This is a genomic window from Pseudodonghicola xiamenensis DSM 18339, assembly GCF_000429365.1.
Lineage (GTDB): Bacteria > Pseudomonadota > Alphaproteobacteria > Rhodobacterales > Rhodobacteraceae > Pseudodonghicola > Pseudodonghicola xiamenensis.
This window is the reverse complement of the sequence record NZ_AUBS01000039.1, coordinates 13,337-30,631: the sequence shown is the minus strand read 5'-3', so window position 1 is coordinate 30,631 and position 17,295 is coordinate 13,337. Positions and strand designations below refer to the sequence as shown.

Genomic DNA, 17,295 nt, shown 5'->3' with positions numbered 1-17,295 from the left:
CGTCTTCGGATAGCCGATCCGCCGGCACACCCGATCCAGGGTGGCGACCACGTCTTCCCCGCGATAACTGAACCGAACATCCAGCACCGGCGAATGACGCGAGAACGTGTCCACGACCGTCAGGACGCGCAGCTTCTTGCCCGTGGCAAGCTGGTCATGCACGAAGTCCATCGCCCAGACATCGTTGGGGCCGACAGCCTCGGCCCGGTCATCGCGCAGCTTGGCCTTCACCCGTCGTTTCGGCGTCTTGTTTCTGAGTTGCAAGCCCAACTCCCTGTAAATGCGATAGACTTTCTTGATATTCACGTCCCAGCCTTCGCGACAAAGGACGACATGCACCCGGCGATAGCCGTAGCGCACACGGGTTTCGCAGATCTCCTTGATCCGCGTTTTCAAAGCCGCCGGATCGGGGCGCCGGGATATGTAGTGGTAGGTGGAACGGTCAAACCGGAGAGCCCCACAAGCCCGCCGGATCGACACCGCCCAGTCCGCGCACATCCCGTCAATCAGTTCGCGCTTCCGACCCGGCTTCAGAGCTTTCTTTTGATGACGTCCTGGAGCATCTCGCGATCCAGTGTCAGATCCGCGACGATCTTCTTCAGCCGCGCATTCTCGTCTTCCAACTCGCGCAGCCGCTTCATCTCCGACGAAAGCTTCAACGGGCGGATGCGGGATGAACTGCTCAATGGGGAAATCTTCTATAGCCTGCGTGAGGCTCAAATCCTGATCAAGCAATGGAGGAAACACTACAACACCAAGAGGCCACACAGTGCATTGGACTATCGGCCACCGGCTCACGAAACCATCATCCCAATGGAAACCAGCCCAATCATGCACTAACAATTACCTTGGGCCAATCAGATCGGGCTGCTCTGGATCGGAGCGGTGAAAGAGGTGATGACCACGGCGGCCTACATCGACCGTCTCGACCGAGAATACCACGCCGCCAAAGATGCGCACTGTTCCTGACGATAGAGGGCGGCCAGTTGCCCGGCCGCCCATCTGTTTCTGCGGTTGTCGCGAATGATCGAGATCCGATCTTAGCGGTCTTTTTGGTTGACGATCAGTTCTGCATTCTCGGGCAGTTCCGCAACAATGCTCACCGCGTCGGCACGGATCCTGGCATGCAATTTAAAGGCCTCAGCTGCGGCCGCTTCCGCAGCAGAAGCGTCGGCACCGTCTTCCAGCACAAGCGAGAGGCGGATCATGTCGCGATCGTTCTCGCGCGTTACCACGGCCTGCGCGGCCTTTGCGCCCGGCGTGCCGATGACAACTTCCTCAACCACGCGCGGATAAACGAAAATCTCGCGCACTTTGACCGCTGCCCCGACCCGGCCCTGCAATGCTGAAATCCGGCTGACGGTGCCATCCGCGTTGCTTTCCAGGGCAAAGGCGCTGTCGCCGGTGCCGAACCGGATCATCGGCCAAGTGGCATCGCGCGCGGTCACGACAACCTCGCCTGGTTCACCATGGGCGACCTGTTCCCCGCTGACCGGATCGCAGATCTGCACCACGCGGTCGGGATGAACCAGATAGCCGTCGCCGCCATCCTCATAGGCGACAAGGCCCAGATCGGCTGTGGCATAGGCGGCCCAGGTCGACACGCCGTAATCGGCCTCGATCCGGCGGCGTTTGGCCATCCAGTCGCCCATTTCCCCGCCCAGAAAGGCGGTTTTCACCTTCCAGGCGTCGCGGCCATAGGTTTCGATCACCTTGTCCGCCAGCGTCAGGAAAAACGCAGTCGAAGCACAGATCGAAGTCACGCCGGTTTCGACGATGATTTGTGCCTGAAGCTCGGTGTTGCCGACGCCGCCCGGGATCACCGTGGCGCCTGCGGCCTGTGCCGCTTCGTCGAACAGCAGGCCAGCCGGTACCAGATGATACATCCAGGTGTTCAGGATGATATCTCCCGGCCCCACGCCTGCGGCCTTGAACAGAAGGTCAAGGCCGTGGCCGCCACCGCCCGAAAGGGCTGGTTCGAAAATCGGGCCGGGGGACACGTAGATTCGCCCGATATCCTTTAAATCCGAGGCGAGGAACCCGCCAAAAGGCGGGTTCTCGCGCTGAATCTTCAGAAGCTCTTCCTTCTTCATCACTGGAAGGCGCGAAAGGTCCGCCACCGATGTGACGGCTGCCGGATCGAATCCGGCAGCCGTGAATCGCGATTTCAGACCAGGAGCCTTTTCGGCCGCAGCGGCATAGGCTTGCGCTATATCTTGGTAGATATCATCAGACATTTCCATGCCTCCTCGTCCAATCAGGCTTTAGAGCGGGCAGTCCTTGCGGAAGTTTGGCGCGCGCTTCTCGCGGTGCGACAACACACCTTCCTTGACGTCCTCGCTCATGAAGCCAAGCATCTCCAGCGCGGTCGACGCATCAAAGATCGGCCCGGCCTGGCGCAGCCAGTTGTTCAGCGAATACTTGGTCCAGCGAATCGCGCTTTGCGAGCCGTTGGCTAGTTCGACGGCTGTATCCAGCGCGATCTGCTGCAGCTCGTCATCCTCGACGCACATTGATACCAGACCGATACGCTCGGCCTCTTCGCCCGACACCGGCTTGCAGGTCATCAGATAGTATTTCGCCTTGGCCATCGAGGTCAGCAGCGGCCAGATAATCGCCGCGACGTCACCGGCGGCAACACCAAGGCGGGGATGACCATCGACAATCTTGGCCTTCTTTCCGGCGATCGAGATGTCGGCGAGGATGGCAACCACAAGGCCCGCGCCGGCCGCAGGGCCATTGATCGCGGAAATGATCGGCTTGTTGCAGTTGATGATGTTGTAGACGAGATCCTTGGCTTCTTTCCACGTCTTCATGATCTCGTGCGAGTTGCCAATCATGTTTTCGATCAGGCTGAAATCGCCACCGGCGGAAAACGCCTTGCCCGCACCGGTCACGATGACCGAATTGATGTCTGGGTCACGGTCGATATCGATCCACATGTCCGTCATCTGGGTGTGAGTTTCGGCATCGACCGAGTTAAACGTCTCGGGCCGGTCGAACGTGATGCGCAGCACGCGATCCGCCGGGTAGTCAAATTTCAGTTTATCGTATTTTGCATAACGATCCGACATAGTTCTATTTCCTCCGTGGGGTATTGAGTCAGCCAGGCAGTCCCAGGACGGCCTTGGACAGGATGTTTCTTTGGATTTCGTTCGATCCACCATAGATCGTGGTAGGTCTGGCCTTGTAGAAGCTCGACAAAACGTCGACGCTAACATTGCCAACCTGAAGCGGCCCGATGGAGCCGCCATCGGGACCGGCTGCTTCGATCATCAGCTCGGTGATGCGCTGGAAGCATTCAGTCACCCAAATCTTCAGCATGGAGACATCCGCACCCAGCGTCTCGCCACGTTTGAGCTGATCTGCAAAACGGGCATAAAGCGCGGCATGATCTTCCACATCCAGTGCCGCCTGGGCAAAGCGGTCACGGAACACCGGATCGTCAAACGCGCCACGGCCACGGGCAAAGCTTTCAAGCTGTCCCAGAGCGTTCTGGGCCAGACTTGGCGAACCGATGAAAATGCGTTCGAAGCTCAAGAGAGCCTTGGCCATCGTCCAACCCTTGTTCAGCTCGCCCACGAGGTTCTCGCGGGGCGTCCGTGCATTGTCAAAGAAGACCTCGCAAAACTCGGTCTCGCCCGACAGGGTCGTGATGGTGCGCACATCGACTCCGGGCTGATCCATCGGAGCGAGCAGGAAACTGATGCCTTGTTGTTTCTTGGGTGCATCCGGATCGGTGCGCACCAGCATGAAAATGTGCGTAGCGTCATGCGCCATCGTGGTCCAGATCTTCTGTCCGTTGATGACAAAGTCGTCCCCGTCAATTTCCGCGCGCGTGCGCAGGTTGGCCAGATCCGACCCTGCGCCGGGCTCGGAGTAGCCCTGGCACCAGATGTCTTCGCAACTCAGGATACGCGGCAGCCAGTAATCCTTCTGTTTCTGGGTGCCGAATTTGATGATCAGTGGGCCGACCATCTGCACGCCCATGTCACGACCGCGATTGACGCCCCAACGCTGCTGTTCCTCGTAGAAGATCAGAAGCTTGGAGGCATTTAGCCCCATCCCGCCGAATTCAGCGGGCCAGGCCGGTGCAACCCAGCCCTTGGCGTGAAGCTTGCGGTGCCAATGTTCGATCTCGGCGAACTTCGGTCGGTGCGGCAGGTGACGCAGCTCCTCGGGATATTCCGCCTCGAAGAACTGGCGCACTTCTTTGCGGAACTCTGCATCGGTCATAGCGTTCCAGTCGGTCATTGTGCTGCCCCCTCTGCTTCGCGTGCCTCGAACCATATCCGCCTGTGATAGGCATCGTCGCCCAACCAGGCCGACAGCACCAGCGCCCGGTTCAGGTAGAGCCCGATATCGAACTCATCCGTGTACCCGACGGCCCCGTGCAGCTGGATGGCGTCGCGGGTGATTTTCTTGGCGGCCGTGACGGCGCGCGCTTTGGCGCGGCTGGCAATCGGGGCCCGAACCTTCGGATCGGTTTCGCTGTCCATCTGCGCAAGCGCCTCCCGCACTCCGGCCTGCGCGACCTCGCACATCACGTTGAGGTCGACGGCACGGTGCTGGATGACCTGGAATGATCCGATCGGCTTGTCGAACTGCTCCCGCGTCTTGATGTAGTCGAGCGTGATCTCGAAGGCGCGCTCGCTCAGGCCGACAAGCTCGGCCGCGGCAAGCGCCGTTGCATCGGCGACAGCCTCGGCCAGTGCAGTGAGAACCGCACCGCCGCTGGCCAATTCCGCGGCCGGAGTTCCCGAAAACGAAAGCTCGCCCAGAGAGCTGCCATCCGCCTGCGTCCGCTTGTCGATGACAAGCCCCTGCGCGTCTGCCTCAGCCAGAACCAGAACCGGACCATCATCCTGTTCGGCCACGACAAGGAACCCGTGCGAACCGATCGCACCGACGACCCAGGCCTTGCCACCGGTCAGCTTTCCGTCCGCGTATCGGCAGGTCGCATCGGCAGGCGCCCCGTCGGGGCCGCGTTCCTGCCAGGCAACCGCCAAGGAAATTTCGCCGCCGATGAGCTGTGCCATCTTCGGATGATCCGGACAAAGGCGGCGCAGAAGGCCGAGGCTCAGACCGATCGTCGACACGACCGGTTCCGGGGCAATCACACGGCCGACTTCCTCGGCGATGACACCCCCGGCGGCTAGGCCCATGCCAAGCCCGCCCTGATCTTCGGGCACCGCCACGCCGAAAACACCGGCCTCGGCGAGTTCCCGGACCATCTCCGCATCGAAACCGCCCCCGGCATCACGAAGTTTTCGGGCTCTGTCACTTCCGCCCGCCCGTTCAAACAACGTGCGCGCGCTCTCGCGCAACAGGCGAAGGTCTTCTTGTTCGCTGGAAAGGATATCAGTCTGTGTCATTTTGTTTTCGCTGGATCATTACGGGGGTGTCGGTCGAAAAAACGACCTCGCCCGCAGGGTTTTTGGCGCTGAGCGTATAGTGCAAAACACCTCTGTCGGGCTTGCTTTTTGACGGCGTGACCGCGTTGACCGTCAGTTCGACATCAAGGGGTTCGTTCGGGCGCACCGGCCGCAGCCAGCGCAGATTGTCAAAGCCCATGCCACCGATATTGGCGACATCGACCATCATTTCAGACATGACCGGCCTAAACACTTCCAGCATCGTCTGAAAGCCCGAGGCGATCAGGCTGCCATGTATGGCGGTTGCATAGTCTTCGTCGGTGTGCAGCCGCTGCGGATCCCATTCCTCGGCAAACGCCTTTATTGAATCCGCGCTCATCGGAGCGCTGCGAAAGCGATAGACCTGGCCCGGCGAGAAGTCTTCCAGATACCTCAAGAGGCACCCTCCTTTGCGAAACCGTCATCGTATCCGCTCGCCTCCTTGGATATCCGGATGCGGTTGAATTCTTCCAGCTTCGGATAGGTTTCCTTGAACGCCACCAGGAACTCACCCATCGGCGCGTCGAAATAGAGACCACGGTCGTTCACATATTCCATGTGTCGGTGATTCTGTTCGTCGAACTCATGAAAGAGCGCGTCGTGATAGCCGTCGAAGACCAGGGGTTTGACCCCGAATCTTTCACACAGTTCCATGTTGAATGCAGGTGTCACTTTGTAGGCCTCATTCCCCAACCACAGCTGAACATAGCCGTGGTAGATAAAGAGATCGGTCCCCATCAACTCCTGCAACTTGGGTGTATTCAGGTGGTTGCGCACATCCGCGAACCCCAGAGCGGCGGGGATACCCACAGCACGCAAACAAGCCGCCAGAAGAATTGCCTTGGGAACGCAAAACGCCGCTTCCGCCCCAGCGATACGGCTGGCACGGTAAGAGTCCTCATCCAGCGCAAAACAATAGGGATCATAGCGAATATCGTCGCGCACCGCTTCGAACAGGCGGATCGCCTTATCTCGATTGGTTGCGTCCACAGGAAGATCACGCAAAGCCGATGTCACGAAACCCTGCACTTCCAAGCTATCGCTTTCCACAAAGCGCGATGGCATGACATAACGCTCAGCTTCAGTCGGCAGGTCATCGTCAGACTTGTCCATTGGCCCCTCTTTATTTCTAACAATTGTTAGATTATCGATTCAAAACCTGCCCGTCAACGGGATTTACTCTGTCTTCGGTTGGTCCACGCCATAACGCGTATTGTCTTCGCCCAGAGTGGCTGCAACTCCGACCGAATTTCCCGAAGAACGGAACTCCGGGGCAATTGGCAGCGGCAAAGCGGGCGCGTCCCGGCCGGAGATTTTTACTGTCCGCCCGAACACGTCACGCGCTTTGAAATGCGGGTCACGCGCCGCCTCGGCGGGCGTCTTCACGACCGAACAGCAGCAATCTGCCGCTGCCAGCAAAGCCTCCCAATGGGTCGAGGGATGTTCCCTCAGACGACGTGCAACCTCCGCGGCACAGGCATTTGGATCGGACCAGTCATCGCGAAGGGCCACCGGCAAACCAATGACATCGCAGAACGACTGCCAGAACTTTTCTTCCAATGCGCCGACGGCGATCTGACGCCCGTCCGCAGCCGTATAAAGCCGATACCGGGCCAGGCCACCCGTCAGACGGCTGCCACCGCTTTCGATGTTCTGCCCGGCAATCACACCTTCGGCATGGGCCCAATAGGCAAAGGCGAACGCCCCCTCGGCCATTGCGATATCCAGATGCGTCCCCTGCCCGCTTGCCTGCCGCGCAATCAGGGCCAGCAGGATATTCATCACCGCAGGATAGGTTCCGCCGCCGATATCGGCGACCAGCCCGAACGGGGCCGTTGGCTGGTCATCCGGTCCACGACTGAGCGACAGGATACCCGCATCACCGACGTAGTTGAGGTCGTGGCCGGCGGCGCTGGCCTTTGGTCCGGTCTGGCCATAGCCGGTGATCGAGCAATAGATGAGACCGGGATTGATCTTGCGCACCGCTTCATAACCAAGCCCCAGCCGGTCCATCACGCCGGGACGGAACTGCTCTACAAGAACATCGGCCCTCTCGATCAAGGGGCGCAGACGTTCCACTGCGCCCCTTGACTTGAGGTCGATGGCCACCGATCGCTTGCCGTGGTTCAACACGGCAAATCCGATGCTCTCTCCGTCGATCTTGGGCTCGGTTTGGCGCGCGTCCTCGCCGACTCCGGGACGCTCGAACTTGATCACTTCGGCGCCGGCCTCGGACAGCATGAGCGTCGCCATCGGACCGGGAAGAAGTGTGCTGAAATCCAGCACCAGGATATCCTTGAGCGGTTGAGCCATCTTCACTGCCTCAGGCGAAGCGCGCCGCGCCGTTGTTCAGAACAACCACGTCGCGTGCCGGTATAGACGCTCGAAACCGGGCCTCGCCGTCCTCTTGCCAGATTTCGAACCGCACGGTTTCGCCGGGATAGACCGGCGCCGAGAACCGAACATCCAGACCGACAAGCCGGGCAGAATCATAGTCCAGTAACGTCTTGAGAATCGCCCGGGCCGCCAGCCCATAGGTCGCCAGACCATGCAGGATAGGGCGGTCAAACCCGACAGAACGGGCAACATCCGGGTCAGCATGAAGCGGATTGAAATCACCGCTGAGACGATAAATAAGGGCTTGGCGCGGCAGGGTATCGATATCACATACATGATCAGGCGCCCGATCAGGCAGAACTGCGGGTGCCGGACCTGCCTGGTTCTCACCGCCGAACCCCCCATCACCGCGACAGAAAGCCGACATCGCCACGCGCGCCAGTTTTTCACCGCTGTCCGCGTCGATAATATCACGGCTTTGGTAAATGACGGCTCCCTTGCCCTCGCCCTTGTCGGCGATGAAGTCGATCTTGCTGCGGCCGACAATCCGGCCATGTGTCGGCAGCGGCTTGTAGATGTCGAGCCACTGTTCTCCGTGCAGCACTTTTTGCCAGTTTACGCCGGTCTTGGGATCGCGCAGCCAGAAGCCGGGATACCCCAAAATGACCGCCATCGAGGGAACTGCCTTGAGCCCGTCCTCATAGACATAGGCCAGCTCCTTTTTGTCGGTCGGATCCTCGCCGAACCCAAGGCCGAGTGCATACAGGATGGTATCCCGCTCGGTCAGCGTCTGTTCGATTTCCTCAAAGTCCCAGTTCGACAGTGCCTCGAAATCCAATGGCATTTACTTTCCTCCCTTAGTTGCCGTCAGAGCGTGTTTTGCGATCCAAGTATCGCCGTGACCTGACTGGACAGCACACCGCCGTTGCCATGCGCCAGCGCCAGATCAATATCCTCCAACTGAATGCCCGGCGCGTCGCCACGGATCTGACGGGCAGCCTCGATCACTGTGAAGATGCCGTACATCCCGGGGTGCACACAGGACAGGCCGCCGCCATTCGTGTTCACCGGCAAGACGCCGCCAGGCGCGATGCGTCCGCCCTCGACAAAGGCCCCTCCCTCGCCCTTCGCGCAGAACCCAAGATCTTCGAGAAACAAAATCGTGTTGATGGTGAAGGCATCATAGAGCTCGACCGCCTGGATATCCGCAGGGGTCACTCCGGCCGCCGCAAAGGCGCGCGCGCCCGAGTCGCGGGCCGCGGTCACGGTGAAATCCTTCATCTGGGAAATCTGCCGGTGCGAGCTCTCCGCCGCACTGCCCAGCACATAGACAGGCGCCTTCGGGAAATCCCGGGCGCGGTCCGCGCGGACCATTACGATCGCGCCGCCGCCGTCGGTGACAAGACAACAGTCGCGCACGGTCAATGGATCGCCCACCATGCGCGCACCCAACACGTCCTCGCGGGTCAGCGGGCCGCGCTCGAACGCTTCGGGGTTGTGCTGCGCCCAGGCCCGCGCGGCGACGGCCACGTCGGCCAGCTGTTCGCGGGTGGTGCCATATTCATGCATGTGCCGCGCCGCCGCCATCGCATAGGCCGAGATCGGATAGCGCGGATTATACGGCGCCTCGTAGGCCGGCGGACGTGAAGCGGTCACCAGTCTGCCCGACGCGGTGCGCTGGTTGGAGCCATAAACAATCAGCGCGACATCACACAGACCGGCGTCCAGCGCCATGGTCGCGGACGTCAGGTAGTTTACGAAGGACGAACCGCCCGACATCGTGCCATCAATGAAACGGGGCTGGATGCCCAGATACTCCGCCGCCATAAGCGCCGGCATGCTGTCTTCCATCATGGTGCAAAACAGCCCGTCGACGTCGGACAGTTTCAGCCCGGCATCGCCAAGCGCCGCAAGCGCAGATTGCGCCATGACATCATAGGCCGTCAGGCCATGGGCTTCTCCGAAACCGGCATGACCGGTTCCCACGATGGCGGATTTCCCCCGAAGTTCTGTGGTCATGACTTATACCTCCGACGGCTTGAAGAGCACGGCAGGAGCGTCCTCGGCCTCGCCCACGAAAGCGGTTACAGCCATGTCGATGGCGACCTCACCCGGTGCAATGCCTTCGACCCGGCTCATCATTCGAACGCCCTCTTGAAGCTCGACCATGCACACGTTGTAGTCGCCGCCGCGGTCGTGGCTTCGGCGCACGACGGTTGTGGTGTAGACTCGTCCCTTGCCGGTGGCCTGCTTCCACGAAATCGCGGTGCCATGACAATGTGGACACAGGACTCGCGGGAAAAAGTGATAGGCCCCGCAGTCGTCGCACTTGGGCAGCAGGATCTCTCCCTCTGCCAGCGCGCGTTGGAAAAGCTGGTCTGGTCCTTTGGCATCCTGCATAGGCGTTCTCCTTCAAGCGACCCAGTCTTTGTTTAAGCGTATTGATAATCATTCTAACAATTGTTAGATTTAGTCAACCTTTCAGGATCAATTGAGAGAAACTCATGTCAGGTTCAGACTTAGCCCCCCTTTCCGGCAAACTCGTCGTTGCGCTGGAACAGGCAGTCGCCGCGCCTTTTTGCTCCTCGCGGCTGGCCGACGCCGGCGCACGCGTGATCAAGATCGAACGCAAGGGCGCAGGTGATTTCGCCCGCGCCTACGATACCGCCGCCAACGGTGAAAGCGCCTATTTCACATGGCTGAACCGAGGCAAAGAATCGGTCGCCTTGGACATTAAAGCCGACGAAGACCGTGAAATCCTGCTCAGGATGCTGGAAAACGCAGATGTGTTTATTCAGAACCTGCTGCCGGGCGCGCTGGCCAAGCTCGGGCTCGATTCCACAAGTCTGCGAAAGAGGTTCCCGCGCCTGGTGACCTGCGACATCACCGGATATGGCGAAGACGGCCCGATGCGCAACGCCAAGGCCTACGACCTTCTTGTGCAATGCGAAAGCGGTCTGGCATCAGTGACCGGTACGCCCGACGGACCGGGACGGGTGGGCGTGTCGGTCTGCGATATCGCCACCGGTATGACAGCCCATGCAGGAATCTGCGAAGCACTTGTCGGGCGTGATCGCACCGGCAAGGGCAGCGGCGTTTCCGTAGCAATGTTCGATGTGATGGCCGACTGGATGTCGGTACCGCTGCTGTATCACGATTACCTTGGCAAGCCTACACCGCGTGTCGGGCTGAACCACACGGTCATCTGTCCCTACGGGGCCTATCAGTGCAAAGACGGCCAGCTTGTCGTCATTACCGTGCAACACAACGGCGAATGGCAACGGTTCTGTGAACACATACTGGGCGACGCGGCGCTGGCGACCGACCCCCGTTTTCACGACAACACATCGCGCATCAACAACAAACCCGCGCTCGAAGAGCTCATCAAGGCCGTGTTCGCCTCGCATGATCGCACCGAGATGCTGAAGCGCCTTGACGCTGCGGGCATTGCCTCCGGCGCGGTGAACGACGTGGCGGACCTGTCCGATCACCCGCAGCTTGACCGATCCGTGATAAGCACACCCTCGGGCGAGATCAAAGTCCCGACACCCCCGATCCGGCGCAGCCTCGGCGAAACGGCACTGGGCCCCTGCCCGGCCTTCGATGCGGAAGGTGAAGCCATACGCGCCGAATTCGGGCCCCTTTCATGAAAACGGTGGACAACTAAAACGGTGGACAACCAAATGACCGCTGAGAACAAACCGGCGATCCTTCAAGGCGTGAAGATCGTCGATCTGACTTCTGTAGTTTTCGGACCTTTGGCGACGCAGATGCTGGGCGATCTGGGGGCCGATGTGATCAAGGTGGAAGGCCCCGAGGGCGATCTTCTTCGCCAGGTCCAGCCATCGCGCAACAAGCTGATGGGGGCCGCTTTTCTGGGGACCAACCGTAACAAGCGCAGTGTCGTACTCGACCTCAAAACACAAACCGGTCGCGATCAGTTGCGCAAACTGCTCATCGATGCCGATGTGATGATTTCGAGCATCCGGCCTGCGGCGCTTGCCAGATTGTCTTTGGATCCCGAAACCCTACGCCAGGAAAACCCGAACCTGATCACGGTATCCGCTACCGGTTTCGGGCAGGACGGACCCTATGCCGCCAAGCCTGCGTTCGACGATTCCGTTCAGTCGGTGTCGGGATTGGCCAGCCTGGCGACCCTTCGCGACCCCGAGGCACCGCCCTCTTATGCCCCGACAATTCTCGCCGACAAGCTTGGCGGGGTCACCGCTGCCTATGCCGTGATGGGTGCACTGTTCCACCGCGAGCGTACGGGAGAGGCCCAGCATGTCGAAGTTCCGATGTTTGAGACGCTGGCCGCCTTCCTGTTGGCCGAACACATGGATGGCGCCACCTTCGAGGAGACTCCGCAGGATTTCGGCTATGCCCGCATGCTGGTTCCGCACAGGCGTCCGGTTCAGACGGTAGATGGCTATATCACCATTCTGCCCTACACCAACGTGCAATGGGCGCGGTTCTTTCAGGCGGTCGGGCGCGACGACATGATCGACCATGTCTGGGTCACTGACATGGATGCCCGAAGCCGCAACATCGGCGCGGTATACGATATGGTGGCGCAGATTGCGCTGACCCGGACCACGGATGACTGGCTTGCCCTGATGGAGCAGGCAGATATACCCGCCATGCCGGTGCGCAACCTGTCAGATTTGCCGAACGATCCCCATCTTGCCGCGACCGGCTTCTTCCAACGGATTGATCACCCATCCGAAGGACCGATCTGGACGACACGCCCGCCGATACGATTCTCGGCAACACCGGCGCGGCATGATCATCGCCCGGCCCCGCGACTTGGGGAACACAGCGACGAGATTCTGGTGCCGGGTAGGGAATAGCCCCACCCGGCACCAGACGGATCAAACATCCAGCGAACGCGCGATCAGTTCCTTCATGATCTCGTTGGTGCCGCCATAGATCATCTGGACCCGGCTGTCGGCATAAAGACGCGCGATGGGGTATTCCATCATGAAACCGTAACCGCCGTGCAGTTGCAGGCATTCATGCATGACCTCGTTCTGCGTCTGGCTGCCCCACCACTTCGCCATCGAAGCCGTGGCCGCATCAAGTTCGCCCGCTTCAAGACGCGCGAGCCCGTCATTTACGAAGGAACGTAGCAATTCGGCCTTGGTTTTGCATTCCGCCAGTTTGAAGCGTGTATTCTGGAAGTCCATGATCCGGCTTCCAAATGCCTTGCGGTCCTGAACATATTTCACCGTTTCATCGATCGCAAAATCAATAAAACCGAGGGCGGTAATGCCGATCATCAGCCGCTCCCAAGGCAGCTGCTTCATCAGCTGGTAGAACCCCTGCCCCTCTTCCGGACCAAGCAGGTTCGCCGTAGGCACGCGCACATCCTCGAAGAACAGCTCAGCAGTATCCGAACCTTTCATACCCAGTTTCTTCAGGTTCCGTCCCCGGCGAAAGCCCTCGGCGCCCTCGGTTTCCAGAACGATCAACGAAACGCCCTTAGCGCCGGCGTTGCGGTCGGTCTTTGCCACGATAACAACGAGATCCGCCGTGTGCCCGTTTGTGATAAAGATCTTCGAACCGTTGATCTTGTAGTGGTTGCCATCCTTTTCCGCATAGGTTTGTACGTTCTGGAGGTCAGAGCCCGTTCCAGGCTCGGTCATGGCAATCGCCGCAACGCTGTCGCCGCTGACCAGTTTCGGCAACCACTTTTTCTTCTGTTCCTCACTGCCATATGCGTTGAGATAATGGATTACGATGGACTGGATCCCATAGCCCCAACCCGTATCACCGGTGCGCCCCTGCTCGTAGACGGTAATCGCGTCGAACCCGATGCCGCCACCGAACCCACCATATTCTTCGGCAATCGAGCCACCCATGACACCCTGCTGACCGACTGTTTTCCAGAAGTCGCGGTCAACAATTCCCTGCTCCGCCCATTTTTCAATCTTCGGAGCCATCTCTGCATCGAAAAGCCTGCGTGTACTATCGGCGAACATCTTGTGTTCATCCACTGCCCAACTCGGGGAGTTCTTGATCAGAGACATGTTTTATTCCTATCGAGTCATGCTTGCATTGAAAAAATCTAACAAGTGTTTTTTTCTCACAATGAACCCGAGCCGTTCTGACGGGGCGTCACACGGCTTCGGACCGTGCGCATCCGGATTTATCCAATCAACACGCCGCCCATTCGGCTCGTATAAAAAGGCTCGACAAAACAGGCGGGCCTTTTTATACTTTTTTGCAATGGCTTACAGCTTGTCGGTCAGTTCGGGCACGGCCTCGAACAGGTCGGCGACCAGACCGTAATCGGCAACCTGGAAGATCGGGGCCTCTTCGTCCTTGTTGATCGCGACGATGATCTTGCTGTCCTTCATGCCCGCAAGGTGCTGAATCGCACCCGAGATGCCGACGGCGATATACAGGTCAGGCGCGACCACCTTGCCGGTCTGGCCGACCTGCCAGTCGTTCGGTGCAAAGCCCGAGTCGACGGCGGCGCGGGATGCGCCAACGGCGGCGCCCAGCTTGTCGGCCAGTTTCTCGATCAGCGCAAAATTGTCTTCCGAGCCGACGCCACGGCCGCCCGAAACCACGATACCGGCCGAGGTCAGTTCGGGACGGTCGCTTTCGGCGACCTTGTCTTCGACCCATTCCGACAGGCCCGAAACGGATGCGCCGCCCACGGTTTCCACGGCGGCCGAGCCACCGGTGCCGGCCGCGTCGAAGCTGGCGGTGCGGAAGGACACGACCTTTTTTGCGTCGCCCGATTTCACCGTCTGGATCGCGTTACCTGCATAGATCGGGCGCTCGAACGTGTCGGCATCGACCACGCCGGAGACATCGGTCAGCATCATCACGTCCAGCAGCGCGGCCACGCGGGGCAGCACGTTCTTGGCGTCGGTGGTGGCGGGTGCCACGATGTGATCGTAGTCGCCTGCCAGCGACACGATCAGGTCGGCGGTCGATTCCGCCAGGCGATGACCCAGCGCGGGGTCTTCGGCGACCAGCACCTTGGCCGCGCCGTCGATTGTCGCGGCTTCTTTCGCGGCGTCGGCGGCAGACGCGCCGGCGCACAGAACCGTCACGTCGCCCAGGGCCTTGGACGCGGTGACCGCCTTTGCGGTCGCGTCCATCGATAGTACACCATTGTTGACTTCGGCAAGAAGAAGAACAGCCATCACACCGCCCCCTTTTCCTTGAGTTTAGCAACCAGCTCGTCGACCGAGCCAACCATTTCACCGGCGGCGCGTTCGGCCGGCGCGGACGTCTTGACCACGGTCAGGCGCGGGGTGACGTCGACGCCATAGTCGGCGGCCGTCTTTTCATCCAGCGGCTTTTTCTTGGCCTTCATGATGTTGGGCAGCGACGCATAGCGCGGTTCGTTCAGGCGCAGGTCGACGGAAACGACGGTCGGCATCTTGACCTTGATGGTCTGCAGGCCGCCATCGACCTCGCGGGTGACGACGGCGCTGTCGCCATCGATGCCCACTTCCGAGGCAAAGGTCGCCTGGCTCCAACCGAGGATCGCCGACAGCATCTGGCCGGTGGCATTCATGTCGTTGTCGATCGCCTGCTTGCCGCAGAGAACCAGACCGGGCTGTTCCTCTTCCACGACCTTGGCAAGGATCTTGGCCACTGCCAGCGGCTCGATATCCTGGTGCACGTCATCCGCTGCGACGACCAGGATGGCGCGGTCGGCGCCCATGGCCAGTGCGGTGCGCAGGGTTTCCTGCGCCTGTTTGACGCCGATGGATACCGCGACGACCTCTTCGGCCTTGCCGGCCTCTTTTAGGCGGATCGCCTCTTCGACGGCGATTTCGTCGAACGGGTTCATCGACATCTTAACGTTGGCGAGATCGACACCGCTGCCATCCGCCTTGACGCGGACCTTCACGTTGTAGTCGATCACCCGTTTCACGGGCACGAGTACCTTCATTGGCGTGGTCTCCTTGAGTTTTGCGATAAGGTTTCAACCGAGCTAACGGTCTTTGAATTCTGGAGTTCTTTTTTCCGAAAACGCTTTCATCGCTTCGGGAAAGTCATGCGCGCACAGCAAAACGCTTTGGGCATCGCGCTCGATATCCAGCGCCTCGAGATAGCTGCACTCGGCTGCGGCGCGCATCACACGCTTGGCGGTCTGAACGCCAAACATCGGGTGCGTTGCAATCTCGCGGGCAATTTCCAACGCCCGTACTTCGACCTGGTTGGCCGGCACACATTCTTCGACAACGCGCAGGTCCCTAGCGGTGCGCCCGTCGATTTCACGGCCCGTGAGCACAAGCATCCGGGCCACGCCCGCACCGGCGCGCTGCTGAAGCAGCCAGCTTGATCCCGTGTCGGGACAACCGCCGACGCGTGCAAATACTTCGCACAGCCGGGCATCTTCGGCGGCAACGACAATGTCCGCCGACAAGGCCAGGCTGAGGCCCGCGCCAAAAGCCACGCCGCATACCGCGGAAATCAGAGGTTTGCGAAACAGATAGGCCGCGCGTCCGCCATCGTGAACCAGGTCCACCATTTCCGACGTCGCCCGCGCGCCTTTGGCGATCTCGGACTGAAACCCGACAAGATCGCCGCCGCTGCTGAAATGATCGCCGCCGGTCATGACAACGGCACGGATCGTAGCGTCCCGTTCGGCTTCGCGCAGGAGCGCCACCAGTTCTTCGACGAACCCGATGCTGTAAGGGTTGCGTTTTGTCGGCTGAAGAAAACGCAGGATTCCGACAGGGCCTTCCCTGTCCAGGCGAATAAGCTCAGTCATTCAAGTCTCCATCAGGTCCCGGTCCAGACGGGTGCTCGCTTTTCAGCAAAGGCCTTTGGGCCTTCAATCGCGTCGTTGCTGGCGTAAACCACCTCGTGCAGGCGCTTGCCCTCTTTCAGGCCACCCGCACAGCCCAGGTCCATGGTCGCGCGAACGCCGCCTTTGGCCGCAATCACCGAAAGCGGGGCCGCGCTGGCAATGCGTTTGGCAAGGTCGAAGGCCCGTGCGCGGACAGCATCGGGAGTGTCTTCGATATAGTTGGTGAACCCGTATTCGTGCAGGCGCTCGATCGGCATCAAATCGCCGGTCAGAACAATTTCCATAAGGATGGGCTGCGGCAGCATGTACAATGCTGGCGATGCCCAAGGCGATCCACGACCGATCTTTACTTCGGTAATGCCGACCTTGGTTCCCTTGAGACCGACCCTCAGATCGCAATTCAGCGTCAGCATCATTCCGCCCGCCATCAGCGACCCCGTCATCGCCGCGATGATCGGTTTTTTGCAGGCGCGCATGGTCTCGTGAAACGGGTCGCGCATCTTGGTCAGAATATCGACGCCCTCGTCGCGTGCGATTTGTGTGGCTTCCTTCAGATCCAATCCGGCGCTGAAAACGCCGCAATCGGCCGACGTCAGAATGGCCACGCGAACGCTGTCGTCCGCCTCGATCTTCTCCCAGGCGTCGGTCAGCCCGTTCGTCGCCGCCACAGAAAGCGCGTTCTTGCGTTCTGGCCGGTTGATACAGACGGTCGCAATGCCATCTTCAATCTTCACGTTAATGGGACTCATGATACCTGCTTCG

General features: G+C 60.0%; 17 protein-coding genes and 2 pseudogenes. 3 read left to right on the top strand and 16 right to left on the bottom strand.

Annotated elements, in window-relative coordinates:
• Positions 1 to 653, bottom strand: a pseudogene (locus G455_RS0119490) (IS3 family transposase); the annotation flags it as partial.
• Between G455_RS0119490 and G455_RS24735 the strand changes: the two are divergent.
• Positions 649 to 840, top strand: a pseudogene (locus tag G455_RS24735) (integrase core domain-containing protein); the annotation flags it as partial. The pseudogenes G455_RS0119490 and G455_RS24735 sit on opposite strands and share 5 nt — an antisense overlap.
• Before the next feature lie 200 nt (positions 841 to 1,040).
• On the opposite strand, the gene G455_RS0119475 reads toward G455_RS24735, so the two are convergent.
• The 10 genes from G455_RS0119475 to G455_RS0119430 all read right to left on the bottom strand — a co-directional run bounded on the left by G455_RS0119475 (position 1,041) and on the right by G455_RS0119430 (position 10,151).
• Positions 1,041 to 2,237 carry a phenylacetate--CoA ligase family protein gene (locus G455_RS0119475; RefSeq protein ID WP_229861750.1) on the bottom strand — a complete coding sequence of 399 codons (1,197 nt, stop codon included), beginning with the start codon at positions 2,235 to 2,237 and terminating at the stop codon, positions 1,041 to 1,043.
• A 27-nt stretch (positions 2,238 to 2,264) separates the two neighbouring features.
• The gene (locus tag G455_RS0119470) at positions 2,265 to 3,074 is read right to left on the bottom strand and encodes an enoyl-CoA hydratase/isomerase family protein (protein ID WP_028095226.1); all 810 of its coding nucleotides are present in this window, start codon (positions 3,072 to 3,074) and stop codon (positions 2,265 to 2,267) included.
• A gap of 28 nt (positions 3,075 to 3,102) precedes the next feature.
• On the bottom strand, positions 3,103 to 4,254 hold the full coding sequence (locus tag G455_RS0119465; RefSeq protein ID WP_028095225.1) for an acyl-CoA dehydrogenase family protein: 1,152 nt from the start codon (positions 4,252 to 4,254) through the stop codon (positions 3,103 to 3,105).
• Positions 4,251 to 5,375 (bottom strand): acyl-CoA dehydrogenase family protein, encoded by a 1,125-nt coding sequence (locus G455_RS0119460; RefSeq protein ID WP_028095224.1) that lies wholly within the window; start codon positions 5,373 to 5,375, stop codon positions 4,251 to 4,253. The genes G455_RS0119465 and G455_RS0119460 overlap by 4 nt, the downstream gene beginning before the upstream one ends.
• Positions 5,362 to 5,811 (bottom strand): MaoC family dehydratase, encoded by a 450-nt coding sequence (locus G455_RS0119455; protein ID WP_028095223.1) that lies wholly within the window; start codon positions 5,809 to 5,811, stop codon positions 5,362 to 5,364. The genes G455_RS0119460 and G455_RS0119455 overlap by 14 nt, the downstream gene beginning before the upstream one ends.
• The gene (locus G455_RS0119450) at positions 5,808 to 6,527 is read right to left on the bottom strand and encodes a transglutaminase-like domain-containing protein (RefSeq protein ID WP_028095222.1); all 720 of its coding nucleotides are present in this window, start codon (positions 6,525 to 6,527) and stop codon (positions 5,808 to 5,810) included. Before G455_RS0119450 ends, G455_RS0119455 begins: the two co-directional genes overlap by 4 nt.
• Before the next feature lie 63 nt (positions 6,528 to 6,590).
• Positions 6,591 to 7,727 carry a CaiB/BaiF CoA transferase family protein gene (locus tag G455_RS0119445; RefSeq protein WP_028095221.1) on the bottom strand — a complete coding sequence of 379 codons (1,137 nt, stop codon included), beginning with the start codon at positions 7,725 to 7,727 and terminating at the stop codon, positions 6,591 to 6,593.
• A gap of 10 nt (positions 7,728 to 7,737) precedes the next feature.
• On the bottom strand, positions 7,738 to 8,595 hold the full coding sequence (locus tag G455_RS0119440) for a MaoC/PaaZ C-terminal domain-containing protein (protein WP_028095220.1): 858 nt from the start codon (positions 8,593 to 8,595) through the stop codon (positions 7,738 to 7,740).
• 23 nt (positions 8,596 to 8,618) lie between these two features.
• Positions 8,619 to 9,770, bottom strand: coding sequence for a thiolase (locus tag G455_RS0119435; protein ID WP_028095219.1), 1,152 nt, complete (start codon positions 9,768 to 9,770; stop codon positions 8,619 to 8,621).
• A 3-nt stretch (positions 9,771 to 9,773) separates the two neighbouring features.
• Positions 9,774 to 10,151 (bottom strand): Zn-ribbon domain-containing OB-fold protein, encoded by a 378-nt coding sequence (locus G455_RS0119430; RefSeq protein WP_028095218.1) that lies wholly within the window; start codon positions 10,149 to 10,151, stop codon positions 9,774 to 9,776.
• A gap of 104 nt (positions 10,152 to 10,255) precedes the next feature.
• Between G455_RS0119430 and G455_RS0119425 the strand changes: the two genes are divergently transcribed.
• Together G455_RS0119425 and G455_RS0119420 are read left to right on the top strand one after the other, a co-directional pair.
• Positions 10,256 to 11,401, top strand: a complete 1,146-nt coding sequence (locus G455_RS0119425; RefSeq protein ID WP_028095217.1) for a CaiB/BaiF CoA transferase family protein — start codon at positions 10,256 to 10,258, stop codon at positions 11,399 to 11,401.
• Between the two features lie 33 nt (positions 11,402 to 11,434).
• Complete coding sequence (locus G455_RS0119420) at positions 11,435 to 12,601, top strand: CaiB/BaiF CoA transferase family protein (protein WP_028095216.1); 1,167 nt, start codon at positions 11,435 to 11,437, stop codon at positions 12,599 to 12,601.
• Between the two features lie 21 nt (positions 12,602 to 12,622).
• Here G455_RS0119420 and G455_RS0119415 read toward each other — a convergent pair whose 3' ends face one another.
• The 5 genes from G455_RS0119415 to G455_RS0119395 form a co-directional block, all read right to left on the bottom strand.
• On the bottom strand, positions 12,623 to 13,780 hold the full coding sequence (locus G455_RS0119415; protein WP_028095215.1) for an acyl-CoA dehydrogenase family protein: 1,158 nt from the start codon (positions 13,778 to 13,780) through the stop codon (positions 12,623 to 12,625).
• A gap of 204 nt (positions 13,781 to 13,984) precedes the next feature.
• Complete coding sequence (locus tag G455_RS0119410) at positions 13,985 to 14,911, bottom strand: electron transfer flavoprotein subunit alpha/FixB family protein (protein WP_028095214.1); 927 nt, start codon at positions 14,909 to 14,911, stop codon at positions 13,985 to 13,987.
• Positions 14,911 to 15,669 (bottom strand): electron transfer flavoprotein subunit beta/FixA family protein, encoded by a 759-nt coding sequence (locus G455_RS0119405; RefSeq protein ID WP_028095213.1) that lies wholly within the window; start codon positions 15,667 to 15,669, stop codon positions 14,911 to 14,913. Before G455_RS0119405 ends, G455_RS0119410 begins: the two co-directional genes overlap by 1 nt.
• A 42-nt stretch (positions 15,670 to 15,711) precedes the next feature.
• Complete coding sequence (locus G455_RS0119400) at positions 15,712 to 16,494, bottom strand: enoyl-CoA hydratase/isomerase family protein (protein WP_028095212.1); 783 nt, start codon at positions 16,492 to 16,494, stop codon at positions 15,712 to 15,714.
• Positions 16,495 to 16,505: 11 nt separating this feature from the next.
• A complete protein-coding gene (locus G455_RS0119395; protein WP_028095211.1) occupies positions 16,506 to 17,282 on the bottom strand; it encodes an enoyl-CoA hydratase/isomerase family protein in 777 nt (258 codons plus the stop codon).
• Positions 17,283 to 17,295: the final 13 nt, after the last annotated feature.

Coding starts and splice junctions, on each gene's coding strand:
- G455_RS0119460 (WP_028095224.1), bottom strand. CDS start 5,375: ATGACACAGACTGATATCCTTTCCAGCGAACAAGAAGACCTTCGCCTG.
- G455_RS0119410 (WP_028095214.1), bottom strand. CDS start 14,911: ATGGCTGTTCTTCTTCTTGCCGAAGTCAACAATGGTGTACTATCGATG.
- G455_RS0119445 (WP_028095221.1), bottom strand. CDS start 7,727: ATGGCTCAACCGCTCAAGGATATCCTGGTGCTGGATTTCAGCACACTT.
- G455_RS0119470 (WP_028095226.1), bottom strand. CDS start 3,074: ATGTCGGATCGTTATGCAAAATACGATAAACTGAAATTTGACTACCCG.
- G455_RS0119395 (WP_028095211.1), bottom strand. CDS start 17,282: ATGAGTCCCATTAACGTGAAGATTGAAGATGGCATTGCGACCGTCTGT.
- G455_RS0119475 (WP_229861750.1), bottom strand. CDS start 2,237: ATGTCTGATGATATCTACCAAGATATAGCGCAAGCCTATGCCGCTGCG.
- G455_RS0119415 (WP_028095215.1), bottom strand. CDS start 13,780: ATGTCTCTGATCAAGAACTCCCCGAGTTGGGCAGTGGATGAACACAAG.
- G455_RS0119420 (WP_028095216.1), top strand. CDS start 11,435: ATGACCGCTGAGAACAAACCGGCGATCCTTCAAGGCGTGAAGATCGTC.
- G455_RS0119450 (WP_028095222.1), bottom strand. CDS start 6,527: ATGGACAAGTCTGACGATGACCTGCCGACTGAAGCTGAGCGTTATGTC.
- G455_RS0119440 (WP_028095220.1), bottom strand. CDS start 8,595: ATGCCATTGGATTTCGAGGCACTGTCGAACTGGGACTTTGAGGAAATC.
- G455_RS0119425 (WP_028095217.1), top strand. CDS start 10,256: ATGTCAGGTTCAGACTTAGCCCCCCTTTCCGGCAAACTCGTCGTTGCG.
- G455_RS0119465 (WP_028095225.1), bottom strand. CDS start 4,254: ATGACCGACTGGAACGCTATGACCGATGCAGAGTTCCGCAAAGAAGTG.
- G455_RS0119435 (WP_028095219.1), bottom strand. CDS start 9,770: ATGACCACAGAACTTCGGGGGAAATCCGCCATCGTGGGAACCGGTCAT.
- G455_RS0119405 (WP_028095213.1), bottom strand. CDS start 15,669: ATGAAGGTACTCGTGCCCGTGAAACGGGTGATCGACTACAACGTGAAG.
- G455_RS0119400 (WP_028095212.1), bottom strand. CDS start 16,494: ATGACTGAGCTTATTCGCCTGGACAGGGAAGGCCCTGTCGGAATCCTG.
- G455_RS0119430 (WP_028095218.1), bottom strand. CDS start 10,151: ATGCAGGATGCCAAAGGACCAGACCAGCTTTTCCAACGCGCGCTGGCA.